General features: G+C 67.4%; 16 protein-coding genes. 10 read left to right on the forward strand and 6 right to left on the reverse strand.

What is annotated here, in order from left to right; translation table 11 throughout:
* Window position 1 precedes the first annotated feature (1 nt).
* From WC815_20295 to selB, 7 genes are all read left to right on the forward strand, one after another.
* The gene (locus WC815_20295; GenBank protein ID MFA5911122.1) at window positions 2–2,386 is read left to right on the forward strand and encodes a DUF3108 domain-containing protein; all 2,385 of its coding nucleotides are present in this window, start codon (window positions 2–4) and stop codon (window positions 2,384–2,386) included.
* Window positions 2,383–3,054 (forward strand): cell division ATP-binding protein FtsE, encoded by a 672-nt coding sequence (gene ftsE, locus WC815_20300; protein MFA5911123.1) that lies wholly within the window; start codon window positions 2,383–2,385, stop codon window positions 3,052–3,054. The genes WC815_20295 and ftsE overlap by 4 nt, the downstream gene beginning before the upstream one ends.
* Window positions 3,051–3,938 carry an ABC transporter permease gene (locus WC815_20305; protein ID MFA5911124.1) on the forward strand — a complete coding sequence of 296 codons (888 nt, stop codon included), beginning with the start codon at window positions 3,051–3,053 and terminating at the stop codon, window positions 3,936–3,938. The genes ftsE and WC815_20305 overlap by 4 nt, the downstream gene beginning before the upstream one ends.
* A gap of 123 nt (window positions 3,939–4,061) precedes the next feature.
* The gene (locus WC815_20310; protein MFA5911125.1) at window positions 4,062–4,331 is read left to right on the forward strand and encodes a hypothetical protein; all 270 of its coding nucleotides are present in this window, start codon (window positions 4,062–4,064) and stop codon (window positions 4,329–4,331) included.
* Between the two features lie 38 nt (window positions 4,332–4,369).
* The gene (locus tag WC815_20315; GenBank protein ID MFA5911126.1) at window positions 4,370–5,635 is read left to right on the forward strand and encodes a DUF4147 domain-containing protein; all 1,266 of its coding nucleotides are present in this window, start codon (window positions 4,370–4,372) and stop codon (window positions 5,633–5,635) included.
* The gene (rnr, locus tag WC815_20320) at window positions 5,625–7,907 is read left to right on the forward strand and encodes a ribonuclease R (protein ID MFA5911127.1); all 2,283 of its coding nucleotides are present in this window, start codon (window positions 5,625–5,627) and stop codon (window positions 7,905–7,907) included. Before WC815_20315 ends, rnr begins: the two co-directional genes overlap by 11 nt.
* On the forward strand, window positions 7,904–9,811 hold the full coding sequence (selB, locus tag WC815_20325; protein ID MFA5911128.1) for a selenocysteine-specific translation elongation factor: 1,908 nt from the start codon (window positions 7,904–7,906) through the stop codon (window positions 9,809–9,811). Before rnr ends, selB begins: the two co-directional genes overlap by 4 nt.
* 3 nt (window positions 9,812–9,814) lie before the next feature.
* Here the strand turns inward: selB and tatA are convergent, their stop codons facing one another.
* Window positions 9,815–9,988: a twin-arginine translocase TatA/TatE family subunit gene (tatA, locus tag WC815_20330; protein ID MFA5911129.1), complete on the reverse strand. Its 174-nt coding sequence runs from the start codon at window positions 9,986–9,988 to the stop codon at window positions 9,815–9,817.
* Between the two features lie 240 nt (window positions 9,989–10,228).
* On the opposite strand from tatA, the gene WC815_20335 reads away from it, so the two are divergent.
* The 3 genes from WC815_20335 to WC815_20345 are packed head-to-tail and all read left to right on the forward strand — an operon-like array spanning window position 10,229 to window position 13,846.
* Window positions 10,229–11,119, forward strand: a complete 891-nt coding sequence (locus WC815_20335; protein ID MFA5911130.1) for an energy transducer TonB — start codon at window positions 10,229–10,231, stop codon at window positions 11,117–11,119.
* A 40-nt stretch (window positions 11,120–11,159) separates the two neighbouring features.
* The gene (locus WC815_20340; GenBank protein MFA5911131.1) at window positions 11,160–12,242 is read left to right on the forward strand and encodes an alpha/beta fold hydrolase; all 1,083 of its coding nucleotides are present in this window, start codon (window positions 11,160–11,162) and stop codon (window positions 12,240–12,242) included.
* A 5-nt stretch (window positions 12,243–12,247) separates the two neighbouring features.
* Complete coding sequence (locus tag WC815_20345) at window positions 12,248–13,846, forward strand: peptide chain release factor 3 (GenBank protein MFA5911132.1); 1,599 nt, start codon at window positions 12,248–12,250, stop codon at window positions 13,844–13,846.
* A 3-nt stretch (window positions 13,847–13,849) separates the two neighbouring features.
* On the opposite strand, the gene WC815_20350 is transcribed toward WC815_20345, so the two are convergent.
* From WC815_20350 to WC815_20370, 5 genes are all read right to left on the reverse strand, one after another.
* On the reverse strand, window positions 13,850–14,323 hold the full coding sequence (locus tag WC815_20350; protein ID MFA5911133.1) for a hypothetical protein: 474 nt from the start codon (window positions 14,321–14,323) through the stop codon (window positions 13,850–13,852).
* A 255-nt stretch (window positions 14,324–14,578) separates the two neighbouring features.
* Window positions 14,579–16,210, reverse strand: a complete 1,632-nt coding sequence (gene groL / locus WC815_20355; GenBank protein MFA5911134.1) for a chaperonin GroEL — start codon at window positions 16,208–16,210, stop codon at window positions 14,579–14,581.
* 18 nt (window positions 16,211–16,228) lie between these two features.
* Entirely contained in the window at window positions 16,229–16,531 is a 303-nt protein-coding gene (gene groES / locus WC815_20360; GenBank protein ID MFA5911135.1) for a co-chaperone GroES, read from the reverse strand.
* Between the two features lie 157 nt (window positions 16,532–16,688).
* Window positions 16,689–17,819: a sigma-54 dependent transcriptional regulator gene (locus tag WC815_20365; GenBank protein MFA5911136.1), complete on the reverse strand. Its 1,131-nt coding sequence runs from the start codon at window positions 17,817–17,819 to the stop codon at window positions 16,689–16,691.
* 193 nt (window positions 17,820–18,012) lie between these two features.
* Window positions 18,013–18,231, reverse strand: coding sequence for a hypothetical protein (locus tag WC815_20370; GenBank protein MFA5911137.1), 219 nt, complete (start codon window positions 18,229–18,231; stop codon window positions 18,013–18,015).
* Between the last annotated feature and the right edge of the window lie 7 nt (window positions 18,232–18,238).

Consider the following 18,238-nt stretch of genomic DNA (forward strand, 5'->3'; position numbering starts at 1 on the left):
GATGTGGTTCCGAGCGGCGGGACTGTACCTCGTCGCCGCGGTGGTGCTGACGTGGCCCCTCGCGACCCAGCTCACCACGCATCTCGGCGCGCTTGAAGGCGCCGGCGATCCGTTCCTCAACCTGTGGATTCTCGGCTGGGGGATGAAGGCCTGGCTCGCCGATCCGTCGGCGGTCCTCTCGGGCCGTGTCTTCGACGCCAACATCTTCCATCCCGCGTCAGGGTCGCTGACCTTCTCCGACCACATGCTGCTGCAGTCGTTGGTCGTGGCGCCGGTCTACGCAGTGGGCGGGAGCCTCGCCCTCTGCTACAACCTGCTGCTGATCGGCTCGATCGCGATCAGCGGACTGGCGATGCACGCGCTCGTCAAGGGCGTGACCGGATCGACGCCGGCCGCGTTTGTGGCCGGCCTGGCGTGGGCCTGCTGGCCATACCGGTCGGCCCACTTGCTGCACCTGCAATTGCAGTCGCTGTATTTCCTCCCGCTCGCGTTGCTGGCGTTGTACCGCCTCGCCGCCGCCCGCCGCAAGGTGGACGCCGCGCTGCTCGGGGCGATGGCCGCACTGCAAGCCGTGTCGTCGGTGTACTACGGCGTGATGACGGCGCTCGCGATCGCGACGGGGGCCGTCGCCGTGGCGTGGTCAACGGGGCAGTGGCGCGGCCGGCGGTGGTGGGCGCGGATGGTGCTGGCCGCGATCGTCGGCGCGGTGCTCGTCGTGCCCGTGGTGTGGCCGTACTGGCAATCGCAGCAGCGCGAGGGCTTCGGCCGGAACCTGTTCGAGGCCGCCGCGCATGCCGCATCGCTCCAGAGCTACACGCAGGTGCCGCCCGACAACCTGGTCTACGGGCGCACGGGCGTGCTGGCGCCTCGGGCGCCGGCGCCGGGCGCGCGAGACCGGCGGCACGTCGAACACCAGATGTTCCCGGGATTCGTGTTGCTCGGGCTGGCGGCGTTTGGCCTGTGGCGCGGCTGGCGCAGTGACGCGCGGCCCGTGGTGGTGTCGGCCGCGGTGCTGGTCGTGGTGGGCCTGGTGCTGTCGCTCGGGCCCGAGGGCATCCGCCCGCTCTACGCCTGGGTGGCGGATCACGTCTTCGGGTTCCAGGCCATTCGCGCGCCGGCGCGTTTTGCCGTCATCGCGATGCTCGGGCTGTGCGTGCTGGCCGGCGTCGGGGTTTCGCAAGCGCGCCTCAAGACCGGCGTCGTCGCGCTCATCACGGCGGTGATGTGCCTCGAGTATGTCAATGCGCCCCTCGCGTTCGTGGCGGCACCGCCGGCGTCAACAGCGACGGGGCGTTGGCTGGCGGAGCACGGCGACCCCGGGGCGGTCTTGTACCTGCCGTTGACGCTGGATCGCGAGAACTCCCCGTTCATGGTGGAGTCGCTCGAGCACGGGCGGCCCATCGTCAACGGCTACAGCGGGCAGCGGCCGTCGTTCTATCCCTCGCTCGTCGATGCGTTCGCCGAACCGGCCGCCGCGGATGCGCGGGCGACGCTGAAAGAACTGGACGCGCGGTTCGTGGTGAGCCCCACGGAACTGGCTGGCGCGGGCGGCGCGGCGTCGCCGTTCGTCGAACGGGCCAGGTTCGACGACCGCGTGATTTACGAGGTGGCGTGGACGGCGGAGAGCGAAGCCGCGCTGGACGAGGTGTCGATGGCGGAAGCGCCGGCGCCCGGGCCGGCGCCGTTCGCGGTGGGCGAGACCGCGGCCTACGACGTGCAATGGCTCAACGGTCCGTTGGACCTGACCGCCGGCCGCATCACGCTTCGCGTGGTGGCGCCGGACGCCGAGGACCGCGGAGCGGCGGGGGAGTTGCCGGCGTGGGTGTTCGAGGTGTCGGTTGACACCGCGCCTTGGGTATCACGGTTCTTCGAGGCGCACGACCGCTTCCGGACCTCGGCCGACGCGCAACTGAAGCCGTTGCTGCACCGGCGGTACCTCCGGGAGGGCCGGCGCGCCGTGGACCGGATCTACGCCTACGACCATGCCGGCCGGCGTGTCCGATCCGGCGACAGCCCCGCGGCGGCGCGCGACCCGGGCGCGCTGTCGCTGCCGCTGCCGCCCGGCGCGCGGGACGCGCTGACGGCGCTGTGGTACGTGCGCACGATGCCGGTGGCGCCGGGATACGCCCTGGCCATGCCCCTCAACGAAGCCGGCCGGAGCCTGGCCCTGACGGTGTCGGTGCCGGTCCGGGAGGCGGTCGTGATTGACGGCGCCAGCGTTCCCGCGTTGCGGCTCGAGCCGCGATTCTCGGCGCGGGTGCAGCGGCGCCAACCGATCGAGTCCACCATCTGGCTGAGCGATGACGCGCGACGGGTGCCGCTGATGGTGGAGGTCGCGGCCGGATTCGGCCGCGTGCGACTGAAGCTAGTAGACTACCGTCCGTGATCCAGACGCAGGGGCTCGGCAAGGTCTACGGCCGCGGGATGCACGCCCTTCGCGACCTCAACCTCAAGATCGACAAGGGCGAGTTCGTGTTCCTGACCGGCCCGAGCGGCGCCGGCAAGAGCACCCTGTTGCGCTTGTTGCTGCTGCAGGAGCGGCCCACCGACGGTGAGGTGATCGTCGCCGGCCGCAACCTCTCGCGACTGACCCGCAACGAGGTGCAGGCCTACCGGCGCACCGTCGGGTTCGTCTTCCAGGATTTCAAGCTGATCCCCACCAAGACCGTGTTCGAGAACGTGTCGTTCGCGCTGCGGGTGCTCGGCCTGCCGGTGGAGCACCAGCGCCGCCGGACCTATCAGGTGCTGAAGTGGGTGGGGTTGCAGCACCGCCTGAACGCCCGGCCGGAAGAACTGTCGGGCGGCGAGCAGCAGCGGGTGGCGATCGCGCGCGCGCTGGTCAACGAGCCGCACCTCGTGCTCGCCGACGAGCCCACGGGCAACCTCGACCCGGACCTGTCGCTCGAGATCATGAACCTGTTCCGCGACATCAACGCCGGCGGCACCACGGTCGTGGTCGCGACGCACGATCGCGAGTTGATCAAGTGGGTGGGCCGGCGGGTCGTGCAACTCGAACACGGCAAGCTGGCCGGCCTCCCGGAGGTGCCGCAATGACGGTGATCGGCTACGCCTTCGAGGAAGCGTTCGCCAGCCTGCGCCGTGCCGGCCGCTCGGCGGCGATCTCGATTGGCACCATTGCCATTGCCTTCGCCACTCTCGGCGGGTTCCTTCTGGCGTCGGTCAACGTGCAACGGTCGCTCGATCGGTGGCTGGAGTCCGCCGAGGTCTCGGTGTATCTCTACGACGATCTGTCGGACGAACTGCGCGCCCGCCTCGAGCAATACCTCCGGGAGCAGCCGGCCGTGGCCGCGGTCGAGTACGTGTCCAAGGCGCGCGCGCTCGAGCGGTTCCGCGCCGATTTCCCCGAGCTCCTCGACGTGGCCTCGTCGTTGGCGGAGAACCCGTTCCCGGCGGCGTTCGAGGTTCGCCTCCGGACCGAGTCCGCGGGCGGTCCGGCGGTGGACGACCTGACCACCGGCCTCGGCGGCCGCGACGGCGTGGCCGATGTTCGCTACGATCGCCGCTGGCTGGCCCGGCTCGTGGGCATTGTCACCACGGCGCGGATCGCGGGCGCGGTGGTCGCCGCCGTGCTGATGCTGGGCGCCGCCTTCACGGTGGCGGCAGTGGTGCGGCTCTCCCTGCATGCCCGCCGCGATGAGGTCGACATCATGCAGTTGGTCGGCGCGCCCTTCAGCTACATCCGCGGCCCCTTCATCGTGGAAGGGTTGTTGCTCGGCGGCGCCGGTGCGGCGGTGGCGCTGGCGCTGATCGGCCTGCTGTACTCCGCGACCACCCGGTGGCTGGGCCCGGATCTCGCCGGTCTGGCCGGGGCAGGGCCCCTGCAGTTCCTCGGCGTGAGGGAGTCGGTCGTGATGATCCTGGGCGGGCTGGGGGTAGGGGCCACCGCCGGCACCGTGGCGTCTCGCTCCGCCAAATGAACAATCGGTCAAATTGAAACGGGACGTCTGTAAATGTCGCCCCGTTGACACATTCATCTGAACGCCCTACACTGAAATTCATCAAATATGCCGAGGGCGAGGAACAGAATCCCGCGCTTTCTGATGGCTAACGCCGTACCGGCCTCGGTTTCGGCGCTCTCCGAGTTTTATCGCGAAGAGTTCATCAAGCATCACCAGTGCTTACAGGAACAGCGCGAGTACTACAGCGCGCAGGCCATCAACAGCGCCGAAGCCGCCCTCCTCAGAATCATCTCCGAAATGGATCGGCTCTCCGAAGAAGCCAACGCCAATCAAGTAGTTGCCCAGTTGCTCCGTGAGTTCGATGTCGTGACCGGCCTGTCAGGCTGGGTCGACCCCTGCAAGGTCCACTGACGGTTCCACTCTCAACGTTCAGGCACGACCTCCAAGCGATTGTCCGCGCCGGCGTCGACGCGGTCAGCGCCGCGCGTGTCGTCGAACGAGCCATGGCCGATCCGTCACTGGCCGAGGTGCTGACCGGGCGATCGCTGCACGTGGTGGCCGTGGGCAAGGCGGCCTCGGCGATGGCGGCCGCCTTTGGAGCGGTGCCGCAGCTGTCCGTTCAACACGCGGTGGCCATCGGCACCCACGCCGACAACGGGCTGCCCGCCAACGTCGAGTGGATCGAGTCGGGTCACCCGTTTCCGGACGCGCGAAGCGAACGGGCGGGCCGGCGCGCGCTGGCACTCGCCCAGGGCGTGCACTCGGGCGAGGTGCTGGTAATCCTGTTGTCGGGTGGGGCGTCGGCGCTGATGGCCGCGCCCGTTGAGGGCATCACCCTGGACGACAAGATCAGCACGACCCGCCTGATGATGAACGCCGGCGCCGACATCCACGCGCTGAACACCGTGCGGCGGCATTTGTCGAACGTCAAGGGCGGCCGCCTGGCGGCCGCCTGTGCCGGCACGACCATCACGCTCGCGCTGTCGGATGTCGTCGGCGACGATCTCAATGCGATCGGCTCCGGCCCCGGGGTCGCCGACAGCACCACCTGGAGCGATGCGGCCGCCGCGCTCGAGCGGTTCGGCGGCGGCGATCACCTCGACTCGGTTCGGGCCGTGATTCGCCGCGGGTTGGCGGGCGAGCTGCCCGATACACCCAAGGCCGGCCATCCCTCGCTCGCCCGCGCGACGGCGCGGGTGATCGGCGGCCGGATGGACGCCCTGGCCGGCGCGCGTGACGCCGCGGTGGCGCGGGGGTATGAGGTGGCGGTCATCGACGAACCCATCGTGGGGGAGGCGAGAGCGGCCGGACCGGCCTGGCTCGATCGGGCCCGCGGCCTGGCGCGCGGCGGGCGCCAGCCGCTGTGCGTGATTTCCGGTGGCGAGACCATCGTCCGCGTGACCGGCGCCGGCACCGGTGGCCGCAATCTCGAGTTCGTGCTGTCGATTGCCGAAGCGCTGCAGGCGCTGCCCGGCACGTATGCGGCGGCCAGTATCGGCACCGACGGCATCGACGGCACCTCCGGCGTCGCCGGCGCCATGGTCGATTCCACCACCATGACCCGGGCGGCCGCGGCCGGCCTCCCGCCGCCGGGCGCCGTGCTCGCGGCGAACGATTCGTTTTCGTTTTTCGCGCCCCTCGATGATCTGATTCGGCTGGGGCGCACCAATACCAATGTCGGTGACTTACAAGTGATCGTGATCCATGAACCGTGAAGACCTCCTCCGCCAGATGCGGGCCCGCGTGCCCCATCCGGCCACCGCGCGCGAATTGTTCAGCGTGCTCCGCATTGGCAAGGACGACCGTGTCCTCGTCAAGCGCCTGCTGCGCCATCTCGTCGCCGACGGCGAGCTGGTCCTCGTCCGGGGCAAGCTGTACGGCCTGCCCGATCGCATGGACCTGGTGGTCGGCAAACTCGACGGGCATTCGTCCGGCATCGGCTTTGTCGCGCCCGAGCGGCCGATCGAGGGCCTGACTCGCGATATCGTCGTCGCCGCTCACAACCTGCAGGAGGCGATGCATGGCGACCGCGTGGTCGTCCGCATTGAACGCTATCGCGAGGATGGCCGCGCCGAGGGCAAGATTGTCCAGGTGCTCGAGCGCGCCTCGAGCAGCATTGTCGGCCGCTTCGACCTCGACGCCACCGGCCTGGCGTTTGTGGTCCCGTTCGACAAGCGGCTGACGGCAGAGGTGCAGATTCCCCGCGACGAGTCGATGGACGCGCAGGCCGGGCAGATGGTCACCGTCACCATCACGCGCTGGCCGACGCCGACCCGCGGCCCCGCCGGACGCATCACCGAGATCCTCGGCGACATCAACGATCCTGGTGTGGACACCGAGATCATCCTCCGCAAGCACAACATCCCGGATGAACACGGCGCGGAGGCCGTCGCGGAAGCCAAGCGCATCGGCGGCGCGGTCCGCGACAAGGACCTGGCCGGCCGCACCGATTTCCGCGACCGCACGGTGGTGACCATCGACGGCGAGCACGCGCGCGACTTCGACGACGCGATCTCGATCGAGCGGCTGCCGAACGGCCACTACTGGCTGGGCGTGCACATTGCCGACGTGGCGCACTACGTGCGTGACGGCAGCGCGCTTGACGGCGAGGCCTACCAACGCAGCACCTCCGTGTATTTTCCGGAGCGCGCCATCCACATGTTCCCGTCGGAGCTGTCCACGGGACTGTGCAGCCTGAACCCGCACGTCGATCGCCTGGTGCAGTCGTGCCTCATGGAGGTCACCGGCAACGGTGAGGTCGTGCGGCACGAGATGCACGACGGCATCATCCGCAGCGACGCGCGGATGACCTACACCGCCGTGAACGCCATCCTCACGGATCGCGACCCGGCGGTGATCGCCAAGTACCAGCCGCTGGTGCCGATGTTCGAGCTGATGCGCGGGCTGTTCGAGATTCTCAATGGCCGCCGCCGCCGGCGCGGGTCGGTGGACTTCGACCTGCCCGAGGCGCAGGTGGTGCTGGACGAAGACGGCTTCATTGCCGACATCATCGCCTCGGAGCGCAACGTCGCGCACCGCCTGATCGAGGAGTTCATGTTGCTGGCCAACGAAACCGTGGCCGGGCACCTCGAGTCACACGGCATGCCGGCCCTCTTCCGCATCCACGAGAAGCCGGACCCGCTCAAGGTCCTGCAGTTCGAGGAGTTCGTCAGCGCGTTCGGGTTCAGCCTCGGCGCCTCCGAAGGGCACGTGACGCCGATGCACTTCCAGAAGCTGGTGGACAAGATTCGCGGCAACCCGGCCGAGCGCCCGATCGCGTTCCTGATGCTGCGCACCATGCAGAAGGCGCGCTACGACCCGGCCAACGTCGGGCACTTCGGCCTCGCCGCCGAAACCTACACGCACTTCACGTCGCCGATTCGCCGCTATCCGGACCTCGTCGTCCATCGCCTGCTGCGCGAGCTGCGGCACACCAAGGTCAACGACGAGCGGCGGGCGGAGCTGGAGGAAGACCTGCCGGAAGTCGGCCGTCACACCTCGGAGATGGAGAAGCGCGCCGCCGAAGCTGAGCGCGAGATCCTGCAGTGGAAGAAGGTCCGCTTCATGGCCGACAAGGTCGGCGACGTCTTCGACGGCTACATCACCGGGGTGGCGGCGTTCGGGATGTTCGTCGAACTGGTCGATCACTACGTGGAAGGCATGGTCCACGTCAGCACGATGGCCGACGATTACTACCGGTTCATCGAGCAGTCGCACGCGCTGTTCGGCGAGAACAGCCGGAAGATGTACCGGCTGGGCGACCGGGTCCGCGTCCAGATCGTGCGCGTCGACATGGAGCGGCGGCAGATCGACCTCGGCCTGGAAGACGTGCTCGCGAAAGTCCGCAAGGACGAGCGCGGCCGCGGCCCGGCGCGCAGTTCGGCCCGGCCGAAGAAGGACCAGCGCAAGGGGACCCCCGAAGAGCGCCGCCGGCGCAAGGCGCAGCGGCCCGGCAAAGGCGAGCGCAAGGCCAAGAAGCGGCGATGACCAACCTCGTTGTCGGCACGGCCGGCCACATCGATCACGGCAAGAGCACGCTGGTCCGCGCGCTCACCGGGATCGATCCCGACCGGTTGAAGGAAGAGAAGGCCCGCGGCATCACCATCGAACTCGGGTTCGCCCACACCACGATTGGCGAGACGCGCGTGGCGTTTGTCGACGTCCCCGGCCACGAGCGGTTCGTGCGGACGATGCTCGCCGGTGTCGGGGGGATCGACTGCGTGCTGTTGATCGTGGCGTCGGACGAGTCGGTAATGCCGCAGACGCGCGAGCACTTCGACATCTGCCGCCTGCTGCGCATCCCGCGCGGCATCGTCGTGCTGACCAAGTCGGACGCCGCCGACGCCGAGACGCGCGCCCTGGTCCGCCAGGACGTCGCCGATCTCGTCACGGGTTCGTTTCTCGAATCCGCGGCGGTGGTTGAGGTCTCGGCGGAGACGGGTGCGGGGCTGGATGCGCTGCGCGCCGCCATCGCGGCGCAGGCGGCGCTGGTCGGCCGCCGGCCCGTTGACAGCGCCGTGCGGCTGCCGATCGATCGGGCGTTCACGATGAAGGGTTTCGGCACGGTGATCACCGGCACGCTGGTGTCGGGCCGCATCGGCATGGACGAGGAGCTCGTGATGCTGCCGGCCGGGCGCCCGGTGAAGGTCCGTGGCATCCAGGTGCACGGCGCACAGGCCACCGCGGCGCTGGCCGGCCAGCGGACCGCGATCAACCTGGGCGGCATCGAGGTGGCCGAGGTCGGCCGCGGCGAGACGCTCGCCACGCCGGGCATGCTGAGCGTGACGCGGCGCGTCGACGCGGTGGTCGATCTGCTCGAGTCCAGCAAGCCGCTCAAGCATGGGGCGCGCGTGCGCCTCCACCACGGCACCGCGGAAGTGCTGGGCCGCGTCTCGATTGCCGGCGCCGCGGACGGCGAAGTGAAGCCGGGCGGCCGCGCCTTCGTGCGGATGCGGCTCGAAGGGGCCGCCGTGCTGACGCGCGGCGATCGCTTCATCATCCGCGCCTACTCGCCGTCGATCACAATTGGTGGCGGCGTCGTGCTCGACCCGGCGCCGACCCGGCCCGGCGTGCGCAGTGCCGACGGGCTCGACAGCCTCGTGAAGCTGGACCTCGGCCGGGCCGGCGATGAAGCCGAGGCGGTGGCGGTCATGGTGACCGCGGCCGGCCTTCCGGGCATCCCGCGCGACGCGCTGATGTCGCGGGCGGGCGTGCCGCCGGCGCGCGTGCCGGCGATGCTCGATGCCCTGGCCGCGCGCGGCGTGGTCACGGCGGGGGAGCGCGTGGTGGCGACCCGCCACCTGGTTCGCGCGGCGGAGGCGCTGGTGAAACTGGTCACGGCGTTCCATCGCGCCCATCCCCTCAGTGACGGCCTGCCGCGCGAAGAGGCCCGCGAGAAGGTGTCGGCGCGCGCCGAGGCCGCGGTGTTCGAGCGCATTGTCGATGACCTGAAGAAGGCGAAGACGCTGGCGGGCACCGATCGCCTGGCGCTGGCCACGCACAAGGTGGCGGTCACGGGTGAAGACGCCCGCGTCAAGGCCGCGATCCTGGCGGCCTACCAGGCGGCCGGCTTGAAGCCGCCGGATGCCGCCGCCGTTCAGGCCGCGGCCGGCGCTCCGGCCGCCGTCGTGGACAAGATGACGGCGTTGTTGATTCGTGAGAAGGCGCTCGTCCGCCTCGACACCCTGACGTTCCATGCCGATGCGCTGCAGGTGTTGAAGGACGAGATCCGGGCGCTCAAGGTGGGGACGCCGGACGGCAAGGCCACCGTGGATGTGACGGCCTTCAAGGACAAGTACGGAATTTCGAGAAAATTTGCGATCCCGCTGCTGGAGTATCTCGACCGCGAGCGCGTGACAAGGCGAACGGGTGACGCCCGCCTCGTCATCTAGCGGCTACTTCTCTTGGGAGGAGCCGTCCTTCATGGAACTCTTGAAGTTCTTGATGCCGGCGCCAATACCCTTGCCGAGCTCCGGCAGGCGATTCGCGCCGAAAATGAGAATCACAATCGCCAGAATGATGAGCATTTCCGGCATTCCGATGGGCCCGAACAGGGCAACCACGTCCATGACAACTCCTTGAGGCCGCGAGAAATCGGCGACCGTGAATCGATTGTAGCACCTGTGGCGTCCGGCTTCAGGCTGTGGAACACGGTCCGCCCAGAGGCGGAACACGGTCCGCCTGAAGGCGGACGCCACAGTCGCGAAGCCAACCGTCCCCATTCGGCGTCAAATAGACATGGCGCTGGCTTTGCACTTGTCAGGCCATAACCCGTCGGTCAGAATGACCGTGGGTCCACTCTTCTACCCATGGCCGAGTCCATACCCACGCGTCCCAAAGACGACTCGCGAACGGCGTCCCTGCACCTGACGGACCGACCGGTTGAACCGCGTTTTTCGTTCGAAGGGCGCCGGCCGGGCTTTGGCGTCGGCGCCTCCATGGCCGCGCACCTGGCCTTTGGGCTGATCATCCTGCTGGCCCTCCGGTTTGCGCCGCAACCCAACGCCGCGGAGTTCCTGCCCGACGCGCCCGTCAACGACATCGTCTGGCTGGCGGTCCCCGGACCGGGCGGCGGTGGCGGCGGTGGCGGCAACAAGGCCCCGGAGCCTCCCCGCAAGGCGGAACTGCCCGGCAAGGACAAGATCACCGTCCCGGTCCAGAAGACCCCGACCCCGGCGCCGGACCCACCCAAAGTGGACCCGCCGCCGGCCGAACTCCTGATTCCCGCCCAGACCCTCGCGTCTGCGGAACAAACTCTTCCAGGCGTCATTCAGAGCGTGCCCACCACGACCGAGTCGCAGGGCGCCGGCTCTGGTGGCGGAGCCGGCACGGGCACCGGGCAAGGCGTCGGGTCGGGTCAGGGGTCGGGCCTCGGCGCCGGCTTCGGCGGCGGCACCGGCGGCGGTGCCTATCGGCCAGGGGCCGGCATTTCCTTGCCCGTGGTGCTGCGCGAAGTGAAGCCGGCGTATACCGCCGACGCCATGCGCGCCAAGGTCCAGGGCTCGGTCTGGCTCGAATGCATCGTCATGCCCGACGGTTCGGTCGGCGAGGTGAAGGTGACCCGGTCGCTCGACCCGATCTTCGGCCTCGATCAGGAAGCGATCAAGGCCGCCAAGATGTGGAAGTTCCGGCCTGGGATGCGCCAGGGCGAGCCGGTCCCGGTGATCATCACGATTGAGCTGACCTTCACCCTGCGCTGACCCAGGCGCCGGGCCTCTCAATTCAGCTACCATGGCGCGCATGACGCGCACTCGCCTGGTTCTCGCCTTGGCCGCTGCGGCCTCACTTGCCCTGGTCGCGGAGGCGGCCGCGCAATCTCCGTATCCAGCTCCGATTGACGGCGACTTCGTCGCGCGCGACTACCTGTTCACCAGTGGCGATCGGATGGCCGCGGTGAAGATCCACTACCGCACGGTCGGCACGCCGCGGCAGGACGCCGACGGCGTCGTTCGCAACGCCGTGTTGATCCTGCACGGCACGGGCGGAACCGGCGGCGGGTTCCTGAGCGCGACCTACGCCGGACGGTTGTTCGGGAAGGGGCAGCCGCTCGACGCGGAGAAGTACTTCATCATCCTGCCCGACAACGTCGGCCACGGGCAGTCGAGCAAGCCGAGCGACGGCCTGCGGATGAAGTTTCCGCGCTACGGCTACACCGACATGGTGAAGCTCCAGCACCTGCTCGTGACGCAGGGGCTGGGCCTGACCAACCTGAAGCTGGTAATGGGCACGTCCATGGGCGCGATGCACGCGTGGAACTGGGGCTACATGTATCCCGGCTTTGCCGCGGGCCTGGTGCCGCTGGCGAGCAACCCCGTGGAGATTGGCGGCCGCAATCGCGTGTGGCGCAAGCTGCTGATCGACGCCATCGTGACCGATCCGACGTGGAAGAACGGCGACTACACCGAACCGCCGCGCGGGCTGGCCAGCGCCCTCGGGTTCCTGTTGATGGCCACCAGCGTGCCGCTGCAGTGGCAGAAGCAGTTCCCGACCATCGAGGCGGCCGACCAGTGGCTGGCCGATCAGCTTGCCAGCCGGACGAAGGCGACCGACGCCAACGACATGCTGTATTACTTCCGCGCCATCGAGGATTTCAACCCGGCGCCGCACCTCTCGCAGATCACGGCACCCCTGCTGGCCATCAACTCGGCCGACGACTTCGTGAACCCGCCCGAATTGCCCATGATGCAGGAGTTGATTAAGCAGGTGAAGAAGGGGCGGTTCATCCTGCTGCCGATTACCGACGCCACCCGCGGGCACGGCACCCATTCCATTCCAGCGATCTGGGGCGAGGAACTGGTAAAATTCATGGCGGAGTTGAAATAGGTTCTTTGCAGACGGTTATCTCGCCCAACGCCACATTGAAGGCCGAAGTCGCCCGGCGGCGCACGTTCGCCATCATTTCCCACCCCGACGCCGGCAAGACCACGTTGACCGAAAAGCTCCTGCTGTACGCCGGGGCGATTGAGCTGGCCGGCGCCGTGCGCGGTCGCAAGTCCGAGCGCGCGGTGGTCTCGGACTGGATGGACATCGAGCGCGAGCGCGGCATTTCCGTGACCTCGGCCGCCGTTGAGTTCGACATCGGCGAGCACCATCTCACGCTGCTCGACACGCCCGGCCACAAGGACTTCAGCGAAGACACCTATCGCACGCTGTTCGCGGTGGACGGCGTGGTGATGGTGATCGACGCGGCGAAGGGCATCGAGACGCAGACGCGCAAGCTGTTCGAGGTCTGCAAGCTGCGGCGCCTGCCGGTGCTCACGTTCATCAACAAGCTCGATCAACCCAGTCGCGATCCCTTCGATCTGCTGGACGAGATCGAGCGTGTGCTCGGCTTGCACGCGGTGCCGATGAATTGGCCGATCGGCAGCGGCGATCGTTTTCGCGGCGTGTTCGATCTGCAGCAGGGCCGGGTCCACTTCTACGAGCGGAAAGGCCGGGCGCACCAGGCGCCGGTCGAAGTGTCGTCGGCTCACGATCCGCGCCTGGCCGAGCTGCTCGGGCGGGAGGCCTGGCAGCACCTGATCGACGAAACCTCGCTCGTGACCGGCGCCGGCACGACGTTCGATCGGCAGGGGTATCTCGAGGGCCGGCACACCCCGGTGTTCTTCGGCAGCGCGTTGTCGAATTTCGGGCTGGAGCCCTTTCTCAAGGCGCTGACGGAGCTGGCGCCGCCGCCCATGGCCCGCATGAGCGACCACGGCTTGATTGCGCCGGACTCGCCCAACTTCAGCGGCTTCGTGTTCAAGATCCAGGCGAACATGAACCGCCGTCATCGCGACCGCATCGCGTTTCTGCGGGTCTGCTCGGGCGTGTTCGAGAAGGACATGGTGATCACCAACGCGCGGCAGGGCGCCGAGATTCGCGCGGCGCGGCCGTACCGCTTCTTCGGCGGCAAGCGCGAAACCATCGACCGGGCCTATCCCGGCGACGTGGTGGGGCTGGTGAATCCCGGTCAGTTCGGGATTGGCGACACGCTCTACAGCGGCGTGGCGTTGAAGTACCCGCCCATCCCGCGATTTCCGGCGGAGCACTTCGGCATTGCCCGTCTGCGTGACGTCCGCTTCAAGCAGTTCGACGATGGCATCAGGCAGCTGGAGGAAGAGGGCCTGATGCAGGTGCTCTATCCAACGGTGGGGCGTCGCGAGCCGATTCTGGGAACGGTCGGTCCGCTACAACTGGAAGTGCTGAAGGCGCGGCTCGAGAACGAGTACAACGTCGCCTGCGACGTCGATTCGCTCCCGTATACCGCGGCGAGGTGGGTGACGGGGCCGGCCGACAAGATTGCCGCGATGTCGGCATCGACCTCCGGCACCCGCAGCACCACCGACCGTGACGGCCGCCCGGTGATGCTGTTCGAGTCAGAGTGGGCGCTGGAGTATTGCACGCGCAACAATCCAGACGTCCAGTTCCTGGCCGTCATGCCTTAGCGGTCAGGGCGTCGTGATCTCGACCTTGTAGAAGTAACATCCCGAGTCACCCTGGGTGTAAGCGCTGACATACAGCATGAGGGTGCCGGCAAACTCCGTGACCGTCCGAAGCCAGGGCTGCAGGTTGCCTCCGTCATCGTCGTCAACCTGGTCGGCGAACTCGGCTTCACCGTCTTCAGCAGCCGAACCCAGTTGCACCATGCTCAACGAGGCGATCGGGTCGAAGTCGGATGAGAACGTGACCGAGACTCTGCTGCCCCGTGGCGCCCATCCGAGGTTGTGCGAGTTGGTGGTCGTGGACGACACACAGTTGCGGGCGCTGGAGGCCGTCCCCGAGATCGCGGTGGGGAGGACCGTGGCGACAGCTGCGGCCGGCCGCTTGGGTGCCTTGGGACTTCTCGGCGCGTGCGTCTGCGCGGAGGCAGCGGCGGCGGTGAAGAGGAGAATTACCAGAAGGCCGATGAGGCGTCGCAACATGGATACCCCCTTGGGGTCGAAGCGGATAAAGGACTCTGAACTTCAAGAATTCATGGAAGGTTCGTGCCAGTCGTCGATCGCGCCCTCAGGCCTGATTCGTGGAATTGTCTGAGGTATTGGAGAAAATGCGCCGAAATCGAAGCGAGGGTCGAGGAATTTCCCGCAGCCGCCGCAAATGAAAACGGCCCGGTGGGGAACACCCCACCGGGCCACAAAATCACCAATTCCCGAGATCGCAAGATCTCGAAATCAGCGTTAGTACATCCCGCCCATGCCGCCGCCCGGCATACCGCCGCCGCCGGCGGATTCCTTCTTCTCTTCCGGAATGTCGCAAATCAGCGCTTCCGTGGTGAGCAGGAGGGAGGCGATGGACGAAGCGTTCTGCAGCGCGTTGCGAACGACCTTCGCGGGGTCGATGACGCCGGCCTTGACCAGGTCCTCGAACACTTCGGTGGCGGCGTTGAAGCCCTCGTCGCCCTTGCCGTCCTTCACCTGGGCCACGATGATCGAGCCTTCGAGGCCGGCGTTGGTGGCAATCCAGCGGCAGGGTTCTTCGATCGCGCGCTTGATGATGGCCACGCCGATCTTCTGGTCGCCTTCGAGCTTCAGGCCGTCGAGCACCTTGCTGGCACGAATCAGGGCCACGCCGCCGCCGGGCACGATGCCCTCTTCGACTGCCGCCTTGGTCGCGTGCATCGCGTCTTCGACGCGCGCCTTCTTTTCCTTCATCTCGGTTTCGGTGGCCGCACCGACCTTGATGATGGCGACGCCGCCCACGAGCTTGGCCAGGCGTTCCTGGAGCTTCTCGCGGTCGTAGTCGGAGGTGGTCTCTTCGACCTGGACGCGGATCTGCTTGACGCGGCCCTCGATGGCCTTGCTTTCGCCAGCGCCCTCGACGATCGTCGTGTTGTCCTTGTCGATGGTGACCTTCTTGGCCTTGCCGAGATCTTCGAGCTTGATGTTCTCGAGCTTGACGCCGAGGTCCTCGGTCAGGGCCTTGCCGCCGGTCAGGATGGCGATGTCTTCGAGCATGGCCTTGCGGCGGTCGCCGAAGCCCGGGGCCTTGACGGCCGCGGCCTGGAGCGTGCCACGCAGCTTGTTGACGACGAGGGTCGCCAGCGCTTCGCCTTCGATGTCTTCAGCGATGATCAGCAGCGGGCGGCCGAGGCGCGCCACCTGCTCGAGTACGGGGAGCAGGTCCTTCATCGAGCTGATCTTCTTTTCGTGGATCAGGATGACGGGGTTCTCGAGCACCACTTCCATGCGCTCGGGGTCGGTCACGAAGTAGGGCGACAGGTAGCCGCGGTCGAACTGCATGCCTTCGACCACATCCAGCGTCGTCTCGAGGGTCTTGGCTTCCTCAACGGTGATGACGCCGTCCTTGCCGACCTTCTCCATCGCCGCGGCGATGATGTCGCCGATGGTCGGGTCGCTGTTGGCGGAGATGGCGCCAACCTGGGCAATCATGTTGCCCTTGACCGGCTTCGCCATCTTCTTGATCTCGGCCGTCATGGCCTCGACCGCCTTCTCGATGCCGCGCTTCAGTTCCATCGGGTTCGCGCCGGCCACCACATTGCGGGCGCCTTCACGATAGATGGCCTGGGCGAGCACCGTGGCCGTGGTCGTGCCGTCGCCGGCCGTGTCCGAGGTCTTGCTCGCGACTTCGCGCACCATCTGGGCGCCCATGTTCTCGAGCGGATCCTTGAGCTCGATTTCCTTGGCCACCGTCACGCCGTCCTTGGTGATGGTGGGGGAGCCGAACTTCTTGTCGAGGACGACGTTGCGGCCCTTGGGGCCGAGGGTCACCTTGACCGCGTCGGCCAGCTGGTTCACGCCGCGGAGGATCGCCTGGCGGGACTGTTCGCCGTAAATAATCTGCTTAGCCATGTCAATGAATCTCCGTCGTTACTTCTTTTTCCCGCCCTCGATCACCGCCAGGACTTCGTCCTCGCGCATGATGAGGTAATCCTCGCCGTCGACACGAACTTCCTGGCCTGAGTACTTCCCGAACAGGATGGTGTCGCCTTCCTTGACGTCGAGCGCGATGCGCTTGCCGTCCTTGTCAGCCTTACCAGCGCCGACAGCCGTCACCTTTCCCTGCTGCGGCTTTTCCTTGGCCGAGTCCGGGATGATGATGCCGCCAACCTTCTGTTCTTCTTCCTCAGTGCGCTGCACGAGGATGCGGTCGTGGAGCGGTCGTAAAGCCATGTGTTGCTCTCCGTCTCTAACGTAGCTGGTTATGTGGTGCGTGATGTTTCTGGCAGTCGACCGCTCAGTCAGCTAGCAGTCGATGCGAACGACTGCTAATGATAGCGGAGGGGGCGGGAAGGCGTCAAGGCGCGGCCTACGGCCGTGTTGGTGCCGCCTATGAGGAGTGGCCGGCTGACCGCGGCTCGTCAGGCGCGGTTGGCCGCTGCCGGTCGCGCGCGTCTGACACCACCCGGAAACTCTGGAACGGGATCAGGCATTCGTGCTTCTGCAGGAAGTTCATGAAGCGCTTGTAGTCTTCCGGCGGCAGGTTGAAGAGCTGGGCGACCAGGCGGTAACTGCCTTTGGTCTGCTGCAGTCCGCGCAGGATGATCTGCCGCACCGTCTCCCGGGTCATGTCGCGAACCATGAACGGCTCGTAGACGACGACCCAGAATGAGGCGCCGCCCTCGGCCATGCTCCGATAGCGGGCATCAGCCGCTGACTCGGGCGCGGCCTGGGCCGCGGCCGCAGGGGTGACCGGCGGCCGCGGCGTCAGGGGCAGGTTGGCGGCGGTGACCACCTGCCCGGCACGGATGAGTAAGACGCGTTCGACCACGTTCTTCAACTCGCGCACGTTGCCGGGCCAGTCGTATTGCTCCAGGGCGTGGATGGCGTCCGGGCTCACATCGGGCTCGGGCACGCGCGCCAGCCCACTGAGCACGGTCAGGTAGTGCCTGAACAGCAGCGCGATGTCTTCACGCCGCTCGCGAAGAGGCGGCACCACGAGGTGGACGATGTTCAGGCGGTAATACAGGTCTTCGCGGAATTCTTTCCGGCGCACCTGCTCGAGCAGGTCGCGGTTGGTCGCGGCGATGACTCGCACGTCAACAATCGTGCGGGGATGCTCGGAGCCGACCCGTTGAATCTCGCCGTTCTCGAGGAAGCGGAGCAACATGCCCTGCATGCGGAGGCTCATCTCGCCGACTTCGTCGAGCAGCACCGTGCCGTTGTCGGCTGCCTCGAGGAACCCGCGCCGGTCGCGATCCGCGCCGGTGAAGCTGCCGCGCATGTGGCCGAAGAATTCCGATTCCAGCAGGCCTTCCGGCACGCCCGCGCAATTGATCGTGAACATCGGCAACTGGCGCCGCCGGCTGCGCAAGTGGATTCGGCGCGCAAGCACTTCCTTGCCTGAGCCGCTTTCGCCAGTGATGAGGACCTTCGAGTCACTGGCCGCAACGGCATCAGCGTCCTCCAGCACGGCCTGGATGGCCGGGCTGGAGCCTAAGAACGTTGGGGGGGATTCCAAACGTCTGCCCTTGTCCCTAGTGTCGTCCTGTATAGGCCACAGGGCGACACTATAGCGGAGCTGGCGGCGGACGAGGCCCTTCAATCCTTAGAGATTTCTTAGTTTCGCGGAATCTTGCACAGAGATATCGCTTGCGCGGTCATTCCTCACGTGCCATGGGTGACAAACCATGTAAATTCACCTCGAATCGCTCCTATTTGGCATCTTTGTGCGGGAGGCCCTGTCGCAAGAGCCACGCGAGCATCAGCAGGCCCGCGCCGGCGATGAGCCCTTCCGGCTGGGCATCGAGCGGGCGCGCCAGCGTCCCCCCGGCCGGTGAGGCCAGCGCGCCCACGGCGCCGGCGATGGTAAGCGAGAAGACGATTGCCAGCTTCATGACGGCCGCTCCCTTGTGATGACGGCGAGGCGGCATGTGCGCC

The organism is Vicinamibacterales bacterium, from assembly GCA_041659285.1.
Classification (GTDB): Bacteria; Acidobacteriota; Vicinamibacteria; order Vicinamibacterales; family UBA2999; genus 12-FULL-67-14b.